21 protein-coding genes are annotated in these 21,555 nt (G+C 62.8%); 8 read left to right on the top strand and 13 right to left on the bottom strand.

Features of this window, described 5'->3' with window-relative positions:
- Nucleotides 1–78 precede the first annotated feature (78 nt).
- On the bottom strand, nucleotides 79–972 hold the full coding sequence (gene ptrR, locus HWV67_RS11980; RefSeq protein WP_175651381.1) for a putrescine utilization regulator PtrR: 894 nt from the start codon (nucleotides 970–972) through the stop codon (nucleotides 79–81).
- Between the two features lie 106 nt (nucleotides 973–1,078).
- Here ptrR and HWV67_RS11975 point away from each other — a divergent pair, with 106 nt between their 5' ends.
- Nucleotides 1,079–2,260, top strand: a complete 1,182-nt coding sequence (locus tag HWV67_RS11975; RefSeq protein ID WP_175651380.1) for an MFS transporter — start codon at nucleotides 1,079–1,081, stop codon at nucleotides 2,258–2,260.
- Here HWV67_RS11975 and HWV67_RS11970 read toward each other — a convergent pair.
- Nucleotides 2,205–3,137, bottom strand: coding sequence for a DMT family transporter (locus HWV67_RS11970; RefSeq protein ID WP_175651379.1), 933 nt, complete (start codon nucleotides 3,135–3,137; stop codon nucleotides 2,205–2,207). The two genes, HWV67_RS11975 and HWV67_RS11970, sit on opposite strands and share 56 nt — an antisense overlap.
- A 107-nt stretch (nucleotides 3,138–3,244) precedes the next feature.
- On the bottom strand, nucleotides 3,245–3,640 hold the full coding sequence (locus HWV67_RS11965; protein WP_175651378.1) for a transcriptional regulator: 396 nt from the start codon (nucleotides 3,638–3,640) through the stop codon (nucleotides 3,245–3,247).
- A gap of 126 nt (nucleotides 3,641–3,766) precedes the next feature.
- Between HWV67_RS11965 and HWV67_RS11960 the strand changes: the two genes are divergently transcribed.
- On the top strand, nucleotides 3,767–4,036 hold the full coding sequence (locus HWV67_RS11960; RefSeq protein ID WP_175651377.1) for a hypothetical protein: 270 nt from the start codon (nucleotides 3,767–3,769) through the stop codon (nucleotides 4,034–4,036).
- A 59-nt stretch (nucleotides 4,037–4,095) separates the two neighbouring features.
- On the opposite strand, the gene HWV67_RS11955 is transcribed toward HWV67_RS11960, so the two are convergent.
- Entirely contained in the window at nucleotides 4,096–5,421 is a 1,326-nt protein-coding gene (locus HWV67_RS11955) for a DEAD/DEAH box helicase (RefSeq protein ID WP_175651376.1), read from the bottom strand.
- Nucleotides 5,422–5,567: 146 nt separating this feature from the next.
- Here HWV67_RS11955 and HWV67_RS11950 point away from each other — a divergent pair, with 146 nt between their 5' ends.
- Nucleotides 5,568–6,857 (top strand): mechanosensitive ion channel family protein, encoded by a 1,290-nt coding sequence (locus HWV67_RS11950; RefSeq protein WP_175651375.1) that lies wholly within the window; start codon nucleotides 5,568–5,570, stop codon nucleotides 6,855–6,857.
- A 79-nt stretch (nucleotides 6,858–6,936) separates the two neighbouring features.
- Here the strand turns inward: HWV67_RS11950 and HWV67_RS11945 are convergent, their stop codons facing one another.
- From HWV67_RS11945 to HWV67_RS11935, 3 genes are all read right to left on the bottom strand, one after another.
- Nucleotides 6,937–7,320 carry a hypothetical protein gene (locus HWV67_RS11945; RefSeq protein ID WP_175651374.1) on the bottom strand — a complete coding sequence of 128 codons (384 nt, stop codon included), beginning with the start codon at nucleotides 7,318–7,320 and terminating at the stop codon, nucleotides 6,937–6,939.
- Nucleotides 7,321–7,389: 69 nt separating this feature from the next.
- Entirely contained in the window at nucleotides 7,390–8,367 is a 978-nt protein-coding gene (locus tag HWV67_RS11940; protein ID WP_175651373.1) for a carbon-nitrogen hydrolase family protein, read from the bottom strand.
- Between the two features lie 40 nt (nucleotides 8,368–8,407).
- Nucleotides 8,408–9,844, bottom strand: a complete 1,437-nt coding sequence (locus HWV67_RS11935) for a purine-cytosine permease family protein (protein WP_175651372.1) — start codon at nucleotides 9,842–9,844, stop codon at nucleotides 8,408–8,410.
- Between the two features lie 264 nt (nucleotides 9,845–10,108).
- Here HWV67_RS11935 and HWV67_RS11930 point away from each other — a divergent pair, with 264 nt between their 5' ends.
- Entirely contained in the window at nucleotides 10,109–11,038 is a 930-nt protein-coding gene (locus tag HWV67_RS11930; protein WP_175651371.1) for a LysR family transcriptional regulator, read from the top strand.
- A 28-nt stretch (nucleotides 11,039–11,066) separates the two neighbouring features.
- Here the strand turns inward: HWV67_RS11930 and HWV67_RS11925 are convergent, their stop codons facing one another.
- From HWV67_RS11925 to HWV67_RS11915, 3 genes are all read right to left on the bottom strand, one after another.
- Complete coding sequence (locus tag HWV67_RS11925) at nucleotides 11,067–11,945, bottom strand: carboxylate/amino acid/amine transporter (RefSeq protein ID WP_110968558.1); 879 nt, start codon at nucleotides 11,943–11,945, stop codon at nucleotides 11,067–11,069.
- A 212-nt stretch (nucleotides 11,946–12,157) separates the two neighbouring features.
- Nucleotides 12,158–12,757 (bottom strand): FMN-dependent NADH-azoreductase, encoded by a 600-nt coding sequence (locus HWV67_RS11920; RefSeq protein ID WP_110968557.1) that lies wholly within the window; start codon nucleotides 12,755–12,757, stop codon nucleotides 12,158–12,160.
- 108 nt (nucleotides 12,758–12,865) lie between these two features.
- Complete coding sequence (locus HWV67_RS11915) at nucleotides 12,866–13,186, bottom strand: 3-phosphoglycerate kinase (protein ID WP_175651370.1); 321 nt, start codon at nucleotides 13,184–13,186, stop codon at nucleotides 12,866–12,868.
- 49 nt (nucleotides 13,187–13,235) lie between these two features.
- Here HWV67_RS11915 and HWV67_RS11910 point away from each other — a divergent pair, with 49 nt between their 5' ends.
- The 4 genes from HWV67_RS11910 (at nucleotide 13,236) to HWV67_RS11895 (ending at nucleotide 17,438) form a co-directional block, all read left to right on the top strand.
- A complete protein-coding gene (locus HWV67_RS11910; RefSeq protein WP_110968555.1) occupies nucleotides 13,236–14,159 on the top strand; it encodes a LysR family transcriptional regulator in 924 nt (307 codons plus the stop codon).
- A 12-nt stretch (nucleotides 14,160–14,171) separates the two neighbouring features.
- On the top strand, nucleotides 14,172–14,987 hold the full coding sequence (locus HWV67_RS11905; protein WP_175651369.1) for an alpha/beta fold hydrolase: 816 nt from the start codon (nucleotides 14,172–14,174) through the stop codon (nucleotides 14,985–14,987).
- Entirely contained in the window at nucleotides 14,981–15,538 is a 558-nt protein-coding gene (locus HWV67_RS11900; RefSeq protein ID WP_110968553.1) for a peptidylprolyl isomerase, read from the top strand. The genes HWV67_RS11905 and HWV67_RS11900 overlap by 7 nt, the downstream gene beginning before the upstream one ends.
- A gap of 67 nt (nucleotides 15,539–15,605) precedes the next feature.
- Nucleotides 15,606–17,438, top strand: a complete 1,833-nt coding sequence (locus HWV67_RS11895) for an ABC transporter ATP-binding protein (RefSeq protein WP_175651368.1) — start codon at nucleotides 15,606–15,608, stop codon at nucleotides 17,436–17,438.
- A gap of 13 nt (nucleotides 17,439–17,451) precedes the next feature.
- Here HWV67_RS11895 and HWV67_RS11890 read toward each other — a convergent pair whose 3' ends face one another.
- The 3 genes from HWV67_RS11890 to HWV67_RS11880 form a co-directional block, all read right to left on the bottom strand.
- Nucleotides 17,452–18,576 (bottom strand): GNAT family N-acetyltransferase, encoded by a 1,125-nt coding sequence (locus HWV67_RS11890; protein ID WP_175651367.1) that lies wholly within the window; start codon nucleotides 18,574–18,576, stop codon nucleotides 17,452–17,454.
- A gap of 173 nt (nucleotides 18,577–18,749) precedes the next feature.
- Complete coding sequence (locus HWV67_RS11885) at nucleotides 18,750–20,099, bottom strand: OprO/OprP family phosphate-selective porin (RefSeq protein WP_175651366.1); 1,350 nt, start codon at nucleotides 20,097–20,099, stop codon at nucleotides 18,750–18,752.
- A 302-nt stretch (nucleotides 20,100–20,401) separates the two neighbouring features.
- Nucleotides 20,402–21,523, bottom strand: coding sequence for a beta-ketoacyl-ACP synthase III (locus HWV67_RS11880; protein WP_095153874.1), 1,122 nt, complete (start codon nucleotides 21,521–21,523; stop codon nucleotides 20,402–20,404).
- Nucleotides 21,524–21,555 lie beyond the last annotated feature (32 nt).

Below are 21,555 nucleotides of genomic sequence, written 5' to 3'. Positions count from 1 at the left end.
TGGCTACGATGTTTCCTAGCAATCATAGCCTCAAGTCCTACAAATCGCTTGCGTAAATTCCTACGCCCGTGACCTGCATCAAGCGCTGAGCGCCGTTCCGACAGGCGGTCCTTCGCGCCCGTCTTCCTGCAGGTTCACCCAGGCATCCAGATTCGCCCCACGCATGCCCCGCCGCCACACCAGCCAGGTGGTCGCCAGATCGAAAGGCGTCTGCAACCGGTGCACCGCGACGTTCTCGCGCCCCGGCAGGCTGTCGAGCATCGACTGCGACATCAATGCCACCCCGGAACCCGCCACCACACAGGCCAGCATGCTCGGGTAGGACTCGATCTCCATGGCCCGGCCCATCGCCGCGTGATCATGGGCGTACCACGCCTCCAGCCGCATGCGGTAGGAACAGCCCTTGCGGAAGGTGAACACCGCACGCCCCGCCACATCCCGTGCGCTGCGCACCGGTGGATGATCCGACTCGGTGATCAACACCAGGGTTTCCTCGCACAGCGGCACGCCGTCGAGACCGGCCAGCGACAGCGGCCCGTCGAGCATGGCAGCGTCCAGCCGACCGGCGAGCAGCCCTTCCAGCAACTCGCCGCTGGGCGCGGTCTGCACCTGCAGGTTCACCGCCGGGTAAGTCCGGTGATACCGCGCCAGCAACCCCGGCAGGTGAATCGCCGCAGTGCTGTACATGCTGCCGAGGATGAACTCGCCGGCCGGCTCTCCGCCCTGCACCGCCGCGAACGCCTCATCGTGCAGCGCCAGCATGCGCCCGGCGTAGTCCAGCAACACCTTGCCGGCCGGCGACAACTGCAGACGCTGGCGCTCGCGGTGGAACAGTTCCACGCCCAGTTGCTCCTCGAGCTGACGCAAACGCGTCGACAGGTTCGACGGCACCCGGTGCAATTGCTCGGCGGCGCGGGTCACCGAACCGGTTTCGGCAACCGCCTGAAAGATGCGCAACTGGCTCAGTTCCACAGCCGTTCTCCAAAAGTGAACAAGTTGCTCATCATTATTCATTTTTTAAGAAAAGCAACCGCCGGTAGTCTGAACGCATCACTTGCCTTGCAGAGGAATACCGGACATGTCGCCGACACTGCGTCTTCTGGCCAGCTTCGTTGCCTTGATGATGGCAATGGGCATCGGCCGCTTCGCCCTTACCCCGCAACTGCCGCATCTGGTCGGCGAAGGCCAACTGAGCCTGATCGCCGCCGGTCTGGTCGCTGCGGCCAACTACCTCGGCTACTTCCTCGGCGCGCTGGACGCCATGCTCGCCCGCCGCCCACAGCAAGTGCGGCTGCGTCTGAACCTCGGGTTATGGTTGTGCGTGCTGCTGACGGTGCTGTCGTTTTGGGCTGACAACTTTGTGACCCACGCCCTGCTGCGCTTCGGCACCGGCGTGGCCAGCGCCTGGGTAATGGTGATGATCACCAGCCTGAGCCAGCCCCTCGCCGCACGCAGCAACCTGCCGCGACTGGGCGCCCTGGTGTTCGCCGGTCCCGGCCTGGGCATCATGCTGACAGGGCTGCTGGCGCTGGTTTCGAACCTGTACGGGCTGGGGTCGGCGCCGTTGTGGCTGATCTATGCCGCTGCCGCGTTGGTCATGCTGCTGGCCGTGCGGCCGATGTTGCCGCAGCCGGAGGCGGCGCCAGCCACGCCAGCGCCAACACTGGCCGCCACACCTTCGCGGGGTATCCCGCGGTTGGGCCTGATCTACGGTCTGTACGGCATCGGCTACATCATCCCGGCGACGTTCATGTCGCAGATGGCCAGCGCACGCTTTCACGGCCAGTGGATGGCCGATCTGTTCTGGCCCGGCTTCGGCCTCGCCGCCGCGGTCGGGGTGATGCTGCTGAGCCTGCGCCGGCCGCAGCCGGGCAGCACCTCAACCTGGTTGAGGGTGACACTGTGGCTGCAGGCCATCGGTGTGCTCGCCTGCCTGATGGGCGACGGTCCGGGGCTGGCGCTGGGGGTGATCTTCTGCGGCACGCCGTTCCTGGCCTGCATGCAGTTGGTGATGCAGCGCTCGCGGGAACTGGCGCCCCACGCCACCCAACGCAACGCCGGCCTGCTGACCGCCTGTTTCGCCATCGGTCAGCTCGGCGGGCCGTTGCTGGCGGCGCTGAGCAACCTGTTCGCCGGCAGCCTGCAACCGGCGCTGCTGGTCGCTGGCGCCGGGCTGATGCTGGCCGGTGCCCTGGCCTCGCGGTCTAGCGCTGCCCCAGCAACGAACGCAGACGCCTGCGCAGCCACTGCTCGGCGCTGACCATGACGATGCCGAGCAACACACACAGCGCGCCGATCACGAAGTTCAGGCTCAGCGGTTCGTTCAGCAACAGCACACCAAAGGTCACGCCGAAGATCGGCGTGATAAAGGAAAACACCGCAAGGTTGGACGCCAGGTACTTGCGCAGCAGCCAGAACCAGGTCAGGTAGCTGAAGAACGACACCACCAGCGCCTGGAACAGCACGCTGCCGATGGCGATGGGCGTCAGGCTGACGTGGGTCAGCTTGCCGTTGAAGGCGGCGATCAACAGCAGACCGACAAAGCCCACCGCCAACTGATAGAACAGCGTCAGGGTCGCCGGCGCCTCCGACAGCCGCGAGCAGCGCACCACTACCGTGGTGGCGCCCCAGGACGCGCCAGCGAGTACACCGAAGGCATCGCCGAGCAACATTGGTCCGTTGAGATCATCCAGGGAAATACCGCCAGCGAAGGCCAGCGCAATCCCGCCAAAGGCCAGCAGGATGCCCAGCCATTGCAGCGGCCGCAGCCGCTCGCTGGGCAGCATGAAATGCAAACCGAGGGCGGTGAACACCGGTGCGGTGTAGAGGAACACCGACATATGCGCCGCCGACGTCAGCGTCAGCCCTTCGGCGATAAACAGGAACTCGATCCCGAACAACGCGCCCGCCAGCAGCCCTCCGCGCCAGGTGGTGCCCACGTGCTCCCAGCCGCCACGCCAGCACATCAGCAGGCCCACCAGCAACGCGGCGATCCCCGAGCGGGTCGCCGCCTGCATCACCGGGGCGATATCGGCGGCGGCCCATTTGACCATCACCTGCTGCACGCCCCAGATCAGGCACAGCCCCAGCATGACCTGAAAGGCGAAGGCATCGGGATCGCGACGGGATGCGCTCATGAGCGGCACCCCACTTCTGGCAATGGCATGGCAACCTCTTGGCAACGAAGAATTGGCGCCAATTATTGATGGTTGTCGTTAGCTATTACCAGATATGTCTGACTCGCTCAGGCAATCTGGGCTTTCGAGGCCACCTCGTCGAAGGTCGCTTCGTCCAGCGCATCGGCCTGTTCATCGAGCACCTGGCGCGGGTGATCGTTGCCCGGAATGCTGCTGTCGATCAGGCTCAGCAACCGTGAACCGCGCTCGGTGAGGACGAAGTTTTCGCCGTTACCGCCCTCCTCTTCGGGCCGGCTGACGATGTAGCCACGTTCCACCAGCAGCCGCTCGTAGTCGCAGGCGCGGGTCTTCAGGTGGTCGAGGTCGGGCACCGCATCGCCCTCGGCGGCAAGCTGCGCGGCGTGCTGCTCGGCATAGGGGCGCGGGGTGAAGTTGTGTCCGGCACTGTTCTGGACTTCATGCAGCAGACGTTCGATCAGGTCCCAGTCATACACGGTGCTCATGGGTGCGGCCTCGGTGGGGGTATGTAAGGTTGTGACCGGCCGCATGCGCCACGGTTCGACTGAACTTTCCCGATGGCGCGCCCCTCAACCGGGAACATCACCCGCCATGGATAACGAGGCCCGACCATGAAGACACTGATGATGCTGACCGCCACCGCCAGCCTGCTGTTCGCTTTGCCGAGCTGGGCATGCACGCTGGAAGAAGCCACGGAGAAACGCGAGGAACTGGCCAAGGAAGTGACCCGCCTGACCGAGCAGAACCCGCAGAAGGCCAAGGAAATCAACGAGGAGTTGCAGGGAATGAAGCTGGGCACGGAGGCCAGTGATTTGCCGGACAAATGTCAGTTGATCAACAAGCGGCTGCAGGAATTGCGGGAGGCCGAGAAGAAAACGTGAGGGTGCTGGAAAATTTGAGGGTCTCAGCGCCGGGAAGCCGGCGATGAGACCCTTGAACCTTACTCCGCCGCAGCAGCCGGCTTGCGCTTCTTCAGCGGCGCCAGGCCATCAGAGCTGGTCAGCGGTGCATTAGGCTTCGGCTTGGCCGTCGGCTTGCGCTTGGCCACGGCTTTCTTGTCGCCCTTCTTGTCGGTCTTTTTCTTCTTCACGCCAACGGCCTTGCCCGACGCCTTGACCTTCTTCGGACCGGTGTAGGTGCCCTTCACTTCCTTGATGGTGCGACGCTCGAAGGTCTGCTTCAGGTAGCGCTCGATGCTCGACATCAGGTTCCAGTCGCCGTGGCAGATCAGCGACACCGCCAGGCCTTCGGCACCCGCACGACCGGTACGACCGATACGGTGCACGTACTCGTCGCCGCTGCGCGGCATGTCGAAGTTGATCACCAGGTCCAGGCCGTCGACGTCCAGGCCACGGGCAGCCACGTCAGTCGCCACCAGCACCTTGGCGCCGCCGGTCTTGAAGCGTTCGATGGCCAGCTTGCGGTCTTTCTGGTCCTTGTCGCCGTGCAGCACGAACGCCTTCATGTCCTTGGCCACGAGGTGACCGTAGATGCGGTCGGCCATGACCCGGGTGTTGGTGAAGATGATCGCCTTCTGGTACGTCTCGTTTTCCAGCAACCACTGAGCGATCTGCTCTTTGTGCTGGTTGTGGTCGGCGGTGATGATCTGCTGGCGGGTGCCTTCGTTGAGCTGGCTGACGCTGTTGAGCATCAGGTGCTCAGGGTTCTTCAGCACCTTGCTGATCATTTCGCGCAGACCGGCGCCGCCCGTGGTGGCGGAGAACAGCAGGGTCTGCTCGCGGTTCGGGCACTCGCCGCACAGGCGCTCGACGTCTTCCGAGAAGCCCATGTCCAGCATGCGGTCGGCTTCGTCGAGGATCACCACCTGCACGTGTTTAAGGTCCAGGTTGCCGGCGTTCAGTTGCTCCAGCAGACGGCCCGGGGTGCCGATCAGGATGTCAGGCACCTTGCGCAGCATCGCAGCCTGTTCCTTGAAGTCTTCGCCACCGGTGATCATCCCGGCCTTGACGAAGGTGAACTGGGAGAAACGCTCCACTTCCTTCAGGGTCTGCTGGGCCAGCTCGCGGGTCGGCAGGAGGATCAGCGCGCGGATCTCGACGCGTTTCTGGTTCAGGTCGACCAGACGGTTGAGCAGCGGCAGGACGAATGCGGCGGTCTTGCCACTACCGGTTTTCGCCGTGACCCGCAGGTCGCGCCCTTGCAGCGCCAAGGGAATGGCGGCCGCCTGCACAGGGGTAGGCTCGACAAAGTTCAGTGCGGCCACGGCTTTGAGCAGGCGTTCGTGCAGGGCGAATTGGGAAAACACGGATGTAACCTCGGGCATGAGCGGAAATTCAGCCACATAGGGTAACGTTTTCCGGCGCCCGAGCCGAATTTCTTTTTGCCGCAGGCCCGGTACATTCGTTCTAATTGGCACTTCTTTTAAAAGGTTACGGAGAATTTCCGCAGCGCATGGCTATTCAACAGTTCTGGCAAAACGCCCTTGACCTCTGGGGCACCCTCGACCAACAACCGCTGCTGCACGCCGCGCTCGGCCTGGCGGTGCTGCTGGTCATCGCCCTGGTGCTGGGGCGGGTGGCGCGGTTTCTCATCCTTCACGCGATCAAGCTGCTGAGCCGCCAATCGGCGCTGCTCTGGCTTGGCGACCTGCTGCAGAACAAGGTGTTCCACCGCCTGGCGCAGATGACACCCTCACTGGTGGTGCAATTCGGCCTGAAGCTGGTGCCGGAACTCAGCGCCACCAGCCAGCATTTCCTCGGCAACGTGGCGCTGGCCTTCACCATCCTGTTCCTGGTGCTCGCCCTGAGCGCCCTGCTCGATGCCCTGCTGGACATCTACGCCCGCACCGAACACGCCCGCACCCGCTCGATCAAAGGCTATGTGCAACTGGCGAAGATGGTGCTCTACGTGTTCGGCGCCATCATCATCGTCGCCACATTGATCGACCGTTCGCCGCTGTTGCTGCTGTCGGGCCTGGGTGCAATGTCGGCAGTGATCCTGTTGGTCTACAAGGACACCCTGCTGTCGTTCGTCGCCAGCGTGCAGTTGACCAGCAACGACATGCTGCGGGTCGGCGACTGGATCGAGATGCCCCAGGTCGGCGCCGACGGCGACGTGGTGGACATCACCCTGCACACCGTGAAGGTGCAGAACTTCGACAAGACCATCGTCTCCATCCCTACCTGGCGCCTGATGAGCGAGTCGTTCAAGAACTGGCGCGGCATGCAGCAATCGGGCGGGCGGCGGATCAAGCGCAGCCTGTTCATCGATGCCGGTGGCGTGCGCTTCGTCACCGCCGAGGAAGAGCGGCGCATGGGCGAAGTGCGCCTGCTGACCGACTACATGGCGCACAAGCGCAGCGAACTGCGTAGCTGGAACGAGGCCCAGGGCCAGGTGGCGGAGCTGTCGGCCAACCGTCGCCGGCTGACCAATATCGGCACCTTCCGCGCTTTCGCCCTGGCGTACCTGAAAAGCCATCCGGACATCCAGCCGAACATGACCTGCATGGTCCGCCAGATGCAAACCACCGCCCAAGGTGTGCCGCTGGAAATCTACTGCTTCACCCGCACCACGGTGTGGGCCGAGTACGAGCGAATCCAGGGCGATATTTTCGATTACCTGCTGGCGGTGCTGCCGGAGTTCGGCCTGAGCCTGTACCAACAGCCAAGCGGCAACGACCTGCGCGCGGGGCTTTCGGCCAAGGCGCTGGCGCCGCAGGTTGTAGAAGACGAATTGGCCTGAACACAGCGGCGCAAGGCACGTTTTGCGTGAAGACCAGAATGGAAAAGCCCGCGCAAGCGGGCTCGGGAACTCACACCATTCAAGCACCGATAAAAATAACCGCCGCCGCGATCAGCCCCGTACTCAGCGAAACAAAGGACACGAACGACACCCATTGAAACACCTTGGTGGTCTCCACGGTGATGGAGAACGCCATGGGCACAAACGTCAGCGGATTCACCACACCACCGAACATCACCAGCGCAACGACCCAATCAGGCAGGTGCGGATTGGCCAGCGCCGTCACCGCCATCACCGTCCCCATGATGATCCAGTCCATATGCGCCTGCCTCACGCGCATCGGGTTGACCACGCCCAGCGCGCGAAGCTTTGCCGGATAGTCGACAGACGCCAGGACGGCAAAGCCGGAAAGCGCGCCCAACGCGATGGAGAACAGCGCGGTAGCAAGAAGTGCATGAACCATAACGTCAGCCTTACTGGTTTCGGGCGAACCGATGAACGGCCGCCCGGGATTCACGTTCGAGGAAAGCGATCAAGCGTCGCGCAGCGATAACCCGGTGCGCACACGTCGATCAACCGAGAGTTCGAAAACATCCGGGCGCAGGTAATGCCCGGCCACATCGAGGTCATGGTGCTGGGCATCGATCTGCGCCAGATCGATGGTTGCCAGGACGATGCCGGGCTCACCAAAGAGCGGCCCGGTGACCCACGAACCATCGGGAGCGATCACTCCCGATCCGCCGCTGAACAGGACGCCCTCGTCCAGCGTTTTGCCGCCAACGCCACGGCGATACGCCGTGAGCAACTCGGCAGGCACATCATCCGCAGCCAGATACTGCCCGGCGCAGAGCACAAAGCAGCGCCCCTCGAAGGCGTAGGAACGGGCGGCAACATGGTGCATTTCCGGCATATCGGGCCAGGCAGCCACATGAATCTGTTCGTCCTGCGCATGCAGGGCCTGACGCGCCAGCGGGTGCCAGTGCTCCCAGCACACCAACCCGCCGACGCGGCCAACCGCCGTGTCGACAGCCCGCAGCCCCGAGGCATCGCCGTTGGCCCACACCGTGCGTTCCGTATGGGTGGGCGTCAGTTTGCGGTGCACATTCAGAATGGCGCCCTCGGGGCCAATAGTGACCAGCGAGTTGTACAGCGAGCCGCCATGGTGCCGGGAACGCTCGTTCATCCCCATCACCACGGTGACGGCATTGACCCGCGCAGCCTCGCGAAGCATCGACAGATCATCGTCCATGTCGTCAGGAAGGCCGATAACCGGGCTGTCTGCCAGCAACCTGGCGTACCAATGCTTGGCTTGCGCGTCGTCCCATCCCGCCATTCCGAATACCCAGGCCGGGTAGCAGCTCAGCCAGGTTTCCGGAAACACCACGAGTTGCGCGCCCTGGCGTGCAGCGGTCTGAATATAGTCGGCTGCCCGGCGCAGCGATTCGACTCGATCAAGAACAGCCGCCGGCATTTGCACAATGGCGACTGTTTTTTCGCGTTTGCTGGTCATTCAAAAACCTCTTTCTTATTGGTCGTTATTCAGAGAACGCTCAGCCAGCAACACCTTCCAATACCAGCTGACTCTGGCGCTGTGCGGCAATCTCCGAAGAACGTTCGAGATTGCGCGCCAGCACGAAATACAGGCCTCCGGAAATCACCAGGCCGGGGATGAAAGCGATATCCGCCCCGCCCAGTGCTTCAGCGATCGGGCCAACAAAAAACGGAAGAGAGAAGAACGGCACCATCGCAACGAAGCCGACCAAGTAGGCAAACACGCCGCGCCAGGCCCAACGGCCATACACACCGTGCGGATTGAAGATTTCGGTGATGGCGTATCCGCCTTTGCGAATCGCATAAAAGTCGACGAGGTTGACCGCCGTCCACGGGATCAGGAAGTACAGCATCAGCAGCACAAAGCCATTGAAGCTGGCCATATAGGCTTCCGGTAACGCCAACGCCACTGCCAGCGACAGCAGGCCCACCACGCTCAGGCCGATCACTCTCACCCGGACACCAGGGCGTACTGGCCGGAAACCGTCCACTGCGCTGATGCCGGTCAGCATGGCGCCGTAGCTGTTGATACCGGTGACTGACAATTGCGCGACCGCCCCTACCAACGCGACGAATGTGCCGAAGCCGGGGAAGAAGTAATTGCCGGTTTGCACCAGCGCCACGATGCCATCGGCGCCCGGAATGTAGCTGGACAACACCGCACCCAGCGACATCAGCCAGGCGGCCGACGTTGCTGCGCCCAGGTAAGTCCAGGAGATCAGCTTGGGGCTGGATGAGTCTTGAGGGAGGTAGCGCGAATAGTCGGAGACGTACACCGAATAGCTGATGTTGTAACCCGCGGCGAGCGACAACTGCACGAGAAACGCGGTGGTGTTCCAGCCCAGGTTGACCGGTGTCGGGACCGCTGCCGGAAGTGCGGTAACAGCCATGACCGTAACGATGCCGAACACCGCAATCAGCAGGTAAGTCAGCCAGCGCTGCACAAAGTGCAACAGGTCATAACCCACCACGGCGATCACGATGCTGATCACGATCAGCGCGGGGTACCAGAACCACGTCGAGCCCGGCAGCACCAACTGCAAGGCCTGGGTCACCATGATGACGCCGAACACGATAAACCCGATGTAGACAAAAATGGTCGCGGCAAACGGCACGATGGCGCCACGGCTGCCGAACTGCGCGCGGGACTGGATCATCTGCGGCAAGCCCATTTTCGGACCCTGGTTGGCGTGCAACGCCATGAACACGGTGCCGAAGCCGGCCCCCAGGACCACCGCCAATACGCTCCACAGAATGCTCAGCCCCATGCTCGGGCCAACGAAGCCGACCATCATGGTGAGAAACACGAAGTTGCCGGTGAACCAGAACGGCCCCTGGTGCCAGACCTTGCCGTGCCGCTCTGCACGCGGCACATAGTCGATTGAGCGCGCTTCGATGGTGGGTCGACCCGACCCGCTGCTGCGTTGAGTTGCCATGCTGCACTCCGTAGACATTATTTTTCTTCTGGATAAAGCCGTTCTCGCCTGGGCTGCGGCAGTGGAACCCTGCCCGGCACAACTGCTGCCCAGCAGCGGCGTGAGTATCGGAAGAAAGAAATGGTCGGTAAATCCTGGAGTTCAGAAGCTGACTTACTCGAAATCGCAACTAGCGCACGGCGTCTATCCGTGCGGTTCGCAGGGCACATTTGCTGGTATAAGGGCTGCCCCCATGGCATTCGTGAAGCTGCACCGGAGGGTCTTATGCTCACCAATCTCTCAGACGTGGACCTGCGCAAATTGCGCATCTTCTGCACCATCGCCGAAGCTGGAGGCTTCACCGCCGCGCAGGTACGCCTGAATACCAGCCTGCCTCGCCTGAGCACCCTGGTGCGCGATCTGGAGGTTCGCCTCGGCTACACCCTGTGCAGTCGCGGCAAGAACGGCTTTCACCTGACCGAGAAAGGCGCGCAAACCTATGCGGCAGCGCGGGAGCTGTATGCCGACATCGACCGCTTTCACCAGCGGGTGGTCATGCTTAACGAAAAGGCCCCGGAGTTCTTGCAGATCGGCAGCGTCGACAACCTGCTGTCGCTCGCCCAGGCACCGTTGCCGCTGGCCCTTGCGGCCTTTCGCCAGGCCTCGCCCAGCACCCGCATTGACCTGCAGATCATGCGCGCCGACGAGCTGGAGCAAGCGGTGCTTGAAGGGCGTCTGCACCTCGCCATTGGTTGCTTCAACCACCAGCTTTCCGGCCTGCACTACCAACCGCAGTTCGAGGAAGAACAGAACCTGTATTGCGGACGCGGGCATCCGTTCTTCGCCCGCCCAAGGCAGAATTTCACCGACGAGGAAATCGGCGAGGCGGATTACGTAGACCGTGGCTACATGCTCGAAACCCGCCGGCCGCACAAGCTGCGGTTCGGCAACTCGGTCAGCGCTTCGTCCATGGAAGCCATCGCCACCCTGATTGCTTCCGGCACCTGCATCGGCTATCTGCCCACCCACTACGCCGATATCTGGGTGGCGCGCGGCATGCTGCGGGTCATTGCACCGCAGCGACTGAAGTACAGCGCGGTGTTCCACTGCATCACCCGACAGGGGCAGGTGCCGACGGAGTCACTGGCAAAACTGCTGCACGCCTTGCAGACGGCACAAGCCGCGGTGGCATTGAAACCGGGCGCGGACGTTTAGACACCCGCTGCCCGGCGACAACAGCCTGCTAGCGGCCAGCCTGCCCCGTGAGCAGCGGGCGCTGGTTGCCGAGGCGGCTGAGCCAGACTGACGCAAGAATGATCGCCCCGCCGAGGAACAACCGTCCCAGCGGCTCGTGCTGATTCCAGATCAGCAGGTTGAGCAGCAAACCCACCGGAACATGCAGGTTGTTCATCACCGCCAGGGTGCCGCCGGAAACCAGGCAGGCGCCCTTGTTCCACCAGTACAGCCCGAGCGCCGTCGGGCACAAGCCGAGGAACAACAACACCAGCCATTGCACGTCGGTGCTCGGCAAATGCTGCGCGTTGCCGAACAGCAAGAACGCCGGCAACACCACCAGCAAGGCACCGAGGTAGAAATAGCCGAAACGCCGGTAGTGCGGCAGGTCGCTGGGATGGCGGGCAATCAGGTGCTTGTACAGAACCTGGCCAGCGGCGTAGGTGAAGTTGGCCAGTTGCAGCAGCAGGAAGCCGATGAAGAAGTCCGGGTTGATGCTGTCGAAGCGGATCACCGCCGCGCCGGCCACCGCCACCAGTGCCGCGATCAGCGCCCAGGGGTTGAAGCGCCGGTTCAGGGCGTCTTCGATCAGGGTCACGTGCAACGGCGTGAGGATGGTGAACAGCAACACTTCCGGCACCGTCAGCACGCGGAAGCTCAGGTACAGGCAGACGTAGGTAATGCCGAACTGCAGCGCGCCGATCAGCAGCATGGCGCGCATGAAGCGCGGCTCCACCTGGCGCCAGCGGGTCAGCGGCAGGAACACCAGCAAGGCCAGCAGGACCCGGGCCAGCACGGCGAAGTAACTGTCGACATGGCCGGCGAGGTATTCGCCGATCAGGCTGAAGGAAAACGCCTGGATCAGCGCGACGATCAATAGGTAGTGCATGGCGGCCTCTCGGGGATCAAGGCGGCGACCTTAGCGGGTTGGGGTATCCGGGTGCAATTGTCGGGATTGGTTTGGGCGGTGTGGTCAAGGACCTCATCGCTGCGGTTCGGCCCGAAACGCCCATAAAAAAGCCCGGTCGAGCGCGAGGCAATCGACCGGGCAGTACACCCAAAGGAGCAAAAAGGGGTGTCAGGCAGGGAAAAATCGTTGAATCAGGCCACCGCGGCCAGTTGCGCCTTGGCCTGGTTCAGGCCCTTCTCGTGGAAGTCGCCGCCCATGTTCAGGCCTTCGGCGTGGATAAAGGTCACATCGTGGATGCCGATGAACGCCAGCACCTGGCGCAGGTACGGTTCCTGATGGTCGCTGGCAGCACCGGCATGGATGCCGCCGCGGGCGGTCAGGACATATGCGCGCTTGCCGGTCAGCAGGCCTTGCGGGCCGGTTTCGGTGTACTTGAAGGTGATCCCGGCACGCAGCACATGGTCCAGCCAGGCTTTCAGGGTGCTCGGAATGGCGAAGTTGTACATCGGCGCCGCCAGCACCAACACGTCGGCAGCCAACACTTCGTCAGTCAATTCGTTGGAGCGGGCCAGGGCCTGCAGTTCGTCGGCGCTGCGCTGGGCTTCGGGCTTCATCCAGCCACCAAGCAGGTTGGCATCCAGATGCGGCACGGGATTCACGGCCAGATCACGCAGGGTGACGCTGTCGGCCGGGTTGGCGGCTTGCCACTGGTTGACGAAATCGCGGGTCAGTTGGCGGGAAACCGAATCCTGCTGGCGGGCGCTGCTTTCGATGATCAGTACGCGGGACATGAAGGTTGCCTCCATCGGCAAGGTCGCTAAGTCGATGGAGGCAAGATTAATGATTGACCTATCGATAAAAAAGCGTAAAAACTCGGTTAAATCTATCAGTTAATTTGCTTATTGCGCTTTGCAGTCCACCGCGATGCGCAGCCTGAGAATCTCGCGGTTGAATGTGACGCTGCTGCGGGCGCTCTGCTTCGCCGGCACTTGCAACCATTTTACGCGCGGCGCCTCGGGGCCGTTGCGAAAGCTCAGCTTGCACCGCGCGGCGACATCGCCGTAGTTGTTGAGGGTGATCGCGCCCATGTTGTAAGCAGTGGAGTCGGCGGCGGCATCGATCTTGATGCCGCTTTCCAGGTGCTTTTCAACATCGATGGGATAGGCACCCAGCGCCGTGAGCGGAAGCAAGGCCAGCAAGGCAAGACAACTTTTCTTCATACGGCGCTCTCCACGCAAAGAGCGCAGCTTAGGACAACAGGAGCCGAAGATGAAAGCGCCGCGCGTTACCCTGGATCAGTGGCGGACCCTGCAAGCCGTGGTCGATCACGGCGGCTTCGCCCAGGCCGCAGAAGCCCTGCACCGCTCGCAATCCTCGGTCAGCTACACCGTGGCGCGGATGCAGGACCAACTGGGCGTGCCGCTGTTGCGCATCGACGGGCGCAAGGCGGTGCTCACCGATGCCGGCGGCGTGTTGCTGCGCCGCTCGCGGCAACTGGTCAAGCAGGCCAGCCAACTGGAAGACCTTGCCCACCATATGGAGCAGGGCTGGGAAGCCGAGGTGCGCCTGGTGGTGGACGCCGCCTACCCCAACGCCCGCCTGGTCCGCGCCCTGAGCGCGTTCATGCCGCAAAGCCGCGGCTGCCGGGTGCGCCTGCGCGAAGAGGTGCTGTCCGGCGTCGAAGAGGTGCTGCACGAAGGTATCGCCGACCTGGCCATCAGCAGTTTCAGCATCGCCGGCTACCTTGGCGCCGAACTGAGCGCGGTGGAGTTCGTCGCCGTCGCCCACCCCGAGCATCCCTTGCACCGCCTGGGCCGGGTGCTCAACTTCCAGGACCTGGAAAGCCAGTTGCAGGTGGTGATCCGCGATTCCGGCCGCTCGCAACCCCGCGATGTCGGCTGGCTCGGCGCCGAACAACGCTGGACCGTCGGCAGCCTGGCGACCGCCGCCACCTTCGTCAGCAGCGGCCTGGGCTTTGCCTGGCTGCCGCGCCACCTGATCGAGCGCGAGCTGCGCGAAGGCCTGCTCAAGCCGTTGCCGCTGGATCAGGGTGGCAGCCGCCACCCGCTGTTCTACCTTTACTCCAACAAAGACAAGCCACTGGGCCCGGCCACGCAGATCCTCATCGAATTGCTGCGCAACTTCGATACCGCGCCGCTGGACGTGCCCTTCGCCGCTCCCGCCCAAGCCTGACAGGTAACGCCCATGGCCTACTTCGAACATGAAGGTTGCACACTGCACTACGAAGAATATGGCCAGGGCGAACCCCTGGTTCTGCTGCACGGCCTCGGCTCCAGTTGCCAGGACTGGGAATTCCAGGTGCCGGTGCTGGCCGCCGATTACCGCGTGATCCTCCTCGACCTGCGCGGCCACGGCCGTTCCGACAAACCCCGCGAGGCCTACAGCATCGCCGGTTTCAGCGCCGACCTGATGGCCCTGCTGGAACACCTGCACACCGGCCCGGTGCACTTGGTGGGCCTGTCCATGGGCGGCATGGTCGGTTTCCAGTTTGCCGTGGACCATCCCGGCTGGCTGCGCAGCCTGACCATCGTCAACAGCGCGCCGGAAGTGAAAGTGCGCAGCCGCGACGATTACTGGCAGTGGGCCAAGCGCTGGACCCTGGCCCGGGTCCTGAGCCTCGGGACCATCGGCAAGGGCCTGGCCGCGCGGTTGTTCCCCAAACCCGAGCAGGCCGACCTGCGGCGCAAGATGGCCGAACGCTGGGCGAAAAACGACAAACGTGCCTACCTCGCCAGTTTCGACGCCATCGTCGGCTGGGGCGTGGAGGAACGCCTCGGGCGGATCGACTGTCCTACCCTGGTCATCAGCGCGGACCACGACTACACCCCGGTGGCGCTCAAGGAGCGTTACGTCGGCCTGATTCCCGGCGCACGACTGGCGGTCATCGCCGATTCACGGCACGCTACGCCGCTGGACCAGCCCCAACATTTCAACCAGACCCTGCTGCAGTTTCTCGCTGCGGCGCCAACCACCTCTCAAGGATCATTGAGTTCATGCTGAAGAAAATCCTCATGACCGCCTGCTCGGTCGCCTTCGCCAGCAGCCTGATGGCAGCGGAAAAGAATCCTCATGTGCTGATGGACACCAGCGTCGGCCAGATCGAAATCGAACTGAACGCGGAAAAGGCTCCGATCAGCACCAAGAACTTCCTGGAGTACGTCGACAGCGGCTTCTACAACAACACGGTGTTCCACCGCGTGATTCCGGGCTTCATGGTCCAGGGCGGCGGCTTCACCGACCAGATGGTACAGAAACCTACCAAGGACCCGATCCGCAACGAAGCCAGCAACGGCCTGCACAACGCCCGTGGCACGCTGTCCATGGCGCGGACCTCCAACCCGAACTCGGCGACCAGCCAGTTCTTCATCAACGTGGTCGACAATGCCATGCTCGATCCCGGCCGCGACGCCGGCTACGCGGTGTTCGGCAAAGTGACCAAGGGCATGGACGTGGTCGATGTGATCGTCAATTCGCCCACCACCAGCAAAAGAGGCATGCGCGATGTACCCGCTGATCCGGTGTACATCAAATCGGCCAAGCGTATCGATTGATCGTAGTGTCACAGGGATGTGACCCACGGGCGGCGCGCTTGGCCCTCAAACAGGAGTGACCTTCTACATGCTGTTCCGTCGTTTCGAGCAGTTGATCGACATCTTCCGCGAGGCGCCCACCGCGGCGCCGCCGACCACGGTCCTGCCCTTCTACCTGTATTACCTGCGCCAGGTCTGGCCAAGTTTTGCGGTACTGATGGTGTTGGGCCTGATCGTGGCCCTGATCGAGGTGGCGCTGTTCAGCTACCTGAGCCGGATCATCGACCTCGCCCAGGGCACGCCCAACGTCAACCTGTTCAGTGAACACGCTGGCGAGCTGACCTGGATGCTGGTGGTGGCGCTGATTCTCCGGCCGCTGTTCGTCGGCCTGCACGACCTGCTGGTGCACCAGGCCATCAGCCCCGGCATGACCAGCATGATCCGCTGGCAAAACCACACCCATGTGCTCAAGCAGAGCCTGAATTTCTTCCAGAGCGACTTCGCCGGGCGCATCGCCCAGCGCATCATGCAAACCGGCAACTCGCTGCGCGATTCGCTGGTGCAGGCCATGGACGCGCTCTGGCATGTGTCGATCTACGCCATCAGTTCGCTGGTGCTGTTCGCCGAGGCCGACTGGCGGCTGATGTTGCCGCTGATCACCTGGATCGCCTGCTACATCGCCGCGCTCTATTACTTCGTGCCGCGGGTGAAGGAACGTTCGGTGGTGTCTTCCGATGCTCGTTCCAAGCTGATGGGGCGCATCGTCGACGGCTACACCAACATCGCCACCCTCAAGCTGTTCGCCCACACCGACTTCGAGCAGCAGTACGCCCGCGAAGCGATCCGCGAGCAGACCGAAAAGACCCAACTGGCCAGCCGAGTCATCACCAGCATGGACGTGGTCATCACCAGCCTGAACGGCCTGCTGATCGTCAGCACCACGGGCCTGGCCCTGTGGCTCTGGACCCAGTCGCTGATCAGCGCCGGCGCCATCGCCCTGGCCACCGGCCTGGTAATCCGCATCGTCAACATGAGCGGCTGGATCATGTGGGTGGTCAACGGCATCTTCGAAAACATCGGCATGGTCCAGGACGGCCTGCAGAGCATCTCCCAGCCGGTCAGCATCACCGACCACCCCGGCGCGCCGGCGCTGAAGGTGGAGCGTGGCGCGGTGCGTTTCGAGCACGTCGATTTCCATTACGGCAAGGGCAGCAGGATCATCAGCGACCTCAACCTGGACATCCGCCCCGGCGAGAAGATCGGCCTGATCGGGCCGTCCGGCGCCGGCAAATCGACCCTGGTCAACCTGCTGCTGCGGCTGTACGACCTCGAAAGCGGGCGCATCCTCATCGATGACCAGGACATTGCCCAGGTCACCCAGTCCAGCCTGCGCGGGCAGATCGGCATGATCACCCAGGACACCTCGCTGCTGCACCGCTCGATCCGCGACAACCTGCTCTACGGCAAGCCCGACGCTACCGATGAAGAACTATGGGCCGCAGTACGCGGGGCGCGAGCCGACGAGTTCATCCCGGAACTGACCGATGCCCAGGGCCGCACCGGCTTCGATGCCCATGTCGGCGAGCGCGGCGTCAAGCTCTCCGGCGGTCAGCGCCAGCGCATCGCCATTGCCCGCGTGCTGCTGAAGAACGCGCCGATCCTGATCATGGACGAGGCGACCTCGGCGCTGGACTCGGAAGTCGAGGCGGCAATCCAGGAAAGCCTGGAAACCCTGATGGAAGGCAAGACCGTAATCGCCATCGCCCACCGCCTCTCGACCATCGCCCGGATGGACCGCCTGGTGGTCCTGGAAAAAGGCCGCATCGCCGAGATGGGCAGCCATGCCGAGCTGCTCGCACATCAAGGCTTGTATGCGCGGTTGTGGCATCACCAGACCGGCGGTTTCGTCGGCGTCGATTGACGCCCTGCTTCGTTCAGCCCTGCCGATACGGCAAGGCTGAACGGGCTTCCTCGGCGTAGGCCAGCACCCCGACACGCTCCTGGCGCAGGAAATCATCCACGGCCGAGCGCAGGCCGGGATGCAGCAGGGAATGCCAGGAACGGGTGATTACCGGTTCAAACCCGCGAATCAGCTTGTGCTCGCCTTGGGCGCCGGCATCGAAGCGTTGCAGCCCTTCGGCGATGGCGTAGTCCATGCCCTGGTAGAAACAGGTTTCGAAATGCAGCCGGTCGAACTCGGCCAGGCACCCCCAGTAGCGGCCATAGAAACTGTCGCCCGCAACCAGGCTGAACGCCATCGCCACCTCACGCCCGCCCTGCACCGCCATCACCACCCGAATGGCGTCGGGCATGCGCTCGGCCAGCAGGCTGAAGAAAGTGCGTGTGAGGTACGGCGCGCGTCGGCGCACCGCGTAGGTGTTGGCGTAACAGGCGAAGACGAAGTCCCACTGCGCCTCGTTCAACTCAGCGCCGCGGTACCAGCGAAACTCGATGCCCTGCCCCGCCACCTGCTCGCGTTCCTTGCGCATCTGCTTGCGCTTGCGCGAGCTGAGGGCGTCGAGGAAGTCCTGGAAGTCGCGGTAGCCCTGATTGCGCCAGTGGAACTGGCAACCGAGGCGCTCCAGCCAGCCGTCGCGGTGGCGCAAGGCGTCGTCGCTGGCATCATCGGTGAAATTCACATGCAGGCTGGACAGGCCCTGCTGCAGCAACGATTCCTCGACCTCATCGAGCAAACCGGCCAGCGCCTCGGGCGGCCCCAGCAGGCGCGACCCGCCCACCGGCGAGAACGGCACGGCGCAGAGCAGCTTCGGGTAATAACCGATACCGGCCCGCTCGCAGGCATCGGCCCAGCCGTGATCGAACACGTATTCACCGAAGGAGTGGGTTTTGACGTAGGCCGGCATGGCTGCCAGAAGCTGGCCGTCGGCGGCGCTGAGGATGCGATGGGACGGCGTCCAGCCGGTGCGCGGGCTGACACTGCCGCTGTCTTCCAGACTGGTGAGGAAGGCATGGCGCAGGAACGGCTGGTCACCGGGAAGCAAGGCATCCCAGGTGGCGGCGTCGAGATCGGCGAGGTGATTCAGGGTCAGGATCGGCATGGGGTGAAGTGTGCCGGTCGCGAGCTGCAAGCTGCAAGCTGCAAGCTGCAAGAGAAAGCCGCGACACGATCTGCCCTTTCTTGCAACTTGAGGCTTGTCACTTGCCACTGCTCGTCAAAAAAAAGCCCCACCGAAGTGGGGCTGAAATTTAACGGATGAAGGAGCGTTGCTGCTTAGAACACGTATTGCGCGCGCAGTACGAAACCGTCGCCGTCGTCGTCGCCATTGACGTTCTGGGCGTTGTCGACCTTGGCTTTTACGTAGGTACCGCTGAGCTTGATCGACTCGTTGGCGTACCAGTTCAGACCCAGGTTGTGCACCTTGGCTTCGATGTCGCTGATGTTGGCGAAGGTGCCATTGTCATCGTCGACGCTCAGGTGGTCGTAGCGGTAGAACAGTTCCCAGGCACCGATCTGCTTGTTCGAAGGCTTGATGCTGTCGAATTTGCCGAGTTTGTAGGCACGGGCTTCGCCTGTCAGGGTGTAGGCAACCTGAGCGTAGTAACCATCAGCCTTGATGTCCTGGTAAGCGGCAGCGTCAGCTTCGACTTTGCGCTTGATGTACTCGCCCTGTACCGAGAAAGGACCGGTAGCGAAGGCAGCTTCCAGACCCAGCGCACGGTCGGTGTCGTAGGAACCCACAGGGCTGTTGGAGTTGCCGCCCAGGGTCAGACGGTTGCCGTTGGCGCCGGCATCCTGGCCGCCGTCGGTGCTTACGCCACGCATGCCCAGACGGCTGCGGATACGACCGTCGAACGCTGTGTCAGAGAGGTCGCGCTGGGCCAAGTTTACACCGAAGTGCAGAACGTTGCCCGTGTCGTGCAGCGGAGCGAAGACGACACGCAGGTTGAACTGCTTGGTGCTGTCACCATCTTTGTCGCCGACAGCGGGGGCCGCCGGCGTGGTGGTGGCGGCGGTGTTGACGGCGTCTTTGGCGAATACACCGAAGGAGCCGTACAGCGAGTCGCCGGCATTGCCGGAAACCTGAATACCAAGGCCACCGTTGTGACCGTTGGTCCAGTCAACCAGGTCGTACGCGGCGTTACGCTCTGGCGCGGTGACCCACTTGGAGCTGGTGGCTTTTTCCAGACCGAACTCAGGGTCGAAGCGACCAACCTTGATCGAGACTGGCTTGAAGCCGTTGTAGGACAGCGACGCTTCGTCGAAGTAACCATCTTCGGAGCGGTTGTCGCCGCCGGAGTTGTGCGAGAAGTCGTAGTTGATCTGGTAAGCCCAGTCAGTGAACATCACGCCGCCGAGTTCCAGATAAGCACGACGGAAGTAGCCGGCGTCTGCGGTGTCGCCATTGCGGGTGTAGAAACCGTCGAATCGGCTGTAGTCTGCCTGGATACGACCGCCCAGCTTGAAGCTGAATTCCTTGTCAGTGGTAGCGACTTCGAGGCCGCCCTTGGTCTTGACTACGATATCGGCGCCGTCGGTGGTCACGGTACCCGCGAAAGCCTGGGCGGTAACGGCCATTGCCAATGCGCTGGCTGCGAAACCTGCGAAGTGCTTACGGATCATCGATGAAGCTCCCCTAACGTTTATGGTCTTGATTACGTTGAAAAAACACGCGGCTTAGGCCACTTGTGCTGGGGAGGAATCTTGGCGGGGGGTTATTTCAGATCAGTGGCTTTTATATAAATGTTTTGTGACAGGGGAACTTTTTTACTTCGAATAGGCATATGCAAAACGCCCGGTTTCCGGGGCTTTGCGAGCCATTAAAGGCACTTTGCCTTCATCGCATGAAGATTACACCAGGATAAAAAAACGCCCGATCCGGTAACCCGGATCGGGCGTTTTTGGCTTTTCGGCCTCGCGGCAGATCAGCGTTTGCGCAGAATCACGCTGCCGATCGAGTAACCCGCACCGAACGAGCTGAGCACGCCCAGCGCGCCCTTGGGCAGGTCGTCCTGGTGGGTGTGCAGGGAAATCACCGAACCAGCCGAGCTGGTGTTGGCGTAGCGATCGAGGATCACCGGTGCCTCTTCTTCCAGCGCATCGCGGCCCAGGAGTTTCTTCACGATCAGGTGGTTCATGCTCAGGTTGGCCTGGTGCAGCCAGAAGCGCTTGACGTCACTGACGTTGAGGTTGTTTTCCGAAAGGTGCTGGCCGATCAGCTCGGCGACCATCGGGCAGACCTCGCGGAACACCTTGCGGCCTTCCTGGACGAACAGCTTGTCCGGCGCGCCGACGCCCTCTTCCGCAGCGCGGTTGAGGAAGCCGAAGTTGTTGCGGATGTTGTTGGAGAACTGGGTCAGCAGCTTGGTGCTGACGATGTCGAACTGATGCTCGGAGGTCGCCAGGTCGGCGCGCTCCACCAGTACGGCGGTGGCGGCGTCGCCGAAGATGAAATGGCTGTCGCGGTCACGGAAGTTCAGGTGGCCGGTGCAGATTTCCGGGCTGATCACCAGCACCGAACGGGCCTGGCCCAGTTGCACGCTGTTGCTCGCGGCCTGGATACCGAAGGTGGCCGAGGAACAGGCGACGTTCATGTCGAAGCCGAAGCCCTTGATGCCCAGCGCTTGCTGAATTTCGATGGCGACCGCCGGATAAGGGCGCTGCAGGTTGGAACAGGCAACGATCACCGCATCGACATCGGCGGCAGTCCGGCCAGCACGGGCCAGGGCCTGTTCAGCGGCGGCCACGCCCATCTGGCAGAGAATCGACTGTTCGTCGTTGCTGCGCTCGGGCAGGCGCGGCCTCATGCGTTGCGGGTCGAGGATGCCGTCCTTGTCCATGACGTAGCGGCTCTTGATCCCCGAAGCCTTCTCGATGAAGGCGGCGCTGGACTCGGCCAGGGCCTCGACTTCACCACGGGCGATGGCTTCGGCGTTGTCGGCGTTGAACTGCGTGACGTAGGCGTTGAAAGAGTCCACCAGCTCTTCGTTGGAAATGCTGTTGGCCGGGGTGTACAGGCCAGTGCCGCTGATGACGACGTTATGCACGGTCGATCCTCTGTTCGGGGCCATTGCCAGCC

It is taken from the genome of Pseudomonas sp. Marseille-P9899 (assembly GCF_903166565.1).
Taxonomy (GTDB): domain Bacteria; phylum Pseudomonadota; class Gammaproteobacteria; order Pseudomonadales; family Pseudomonadaceae; genus Aquipseudomonas; species Aquipseudomonas huaxiensis.
This window is presented reverse-complemented; position numbering and strand designations above follow the sequence as displayed.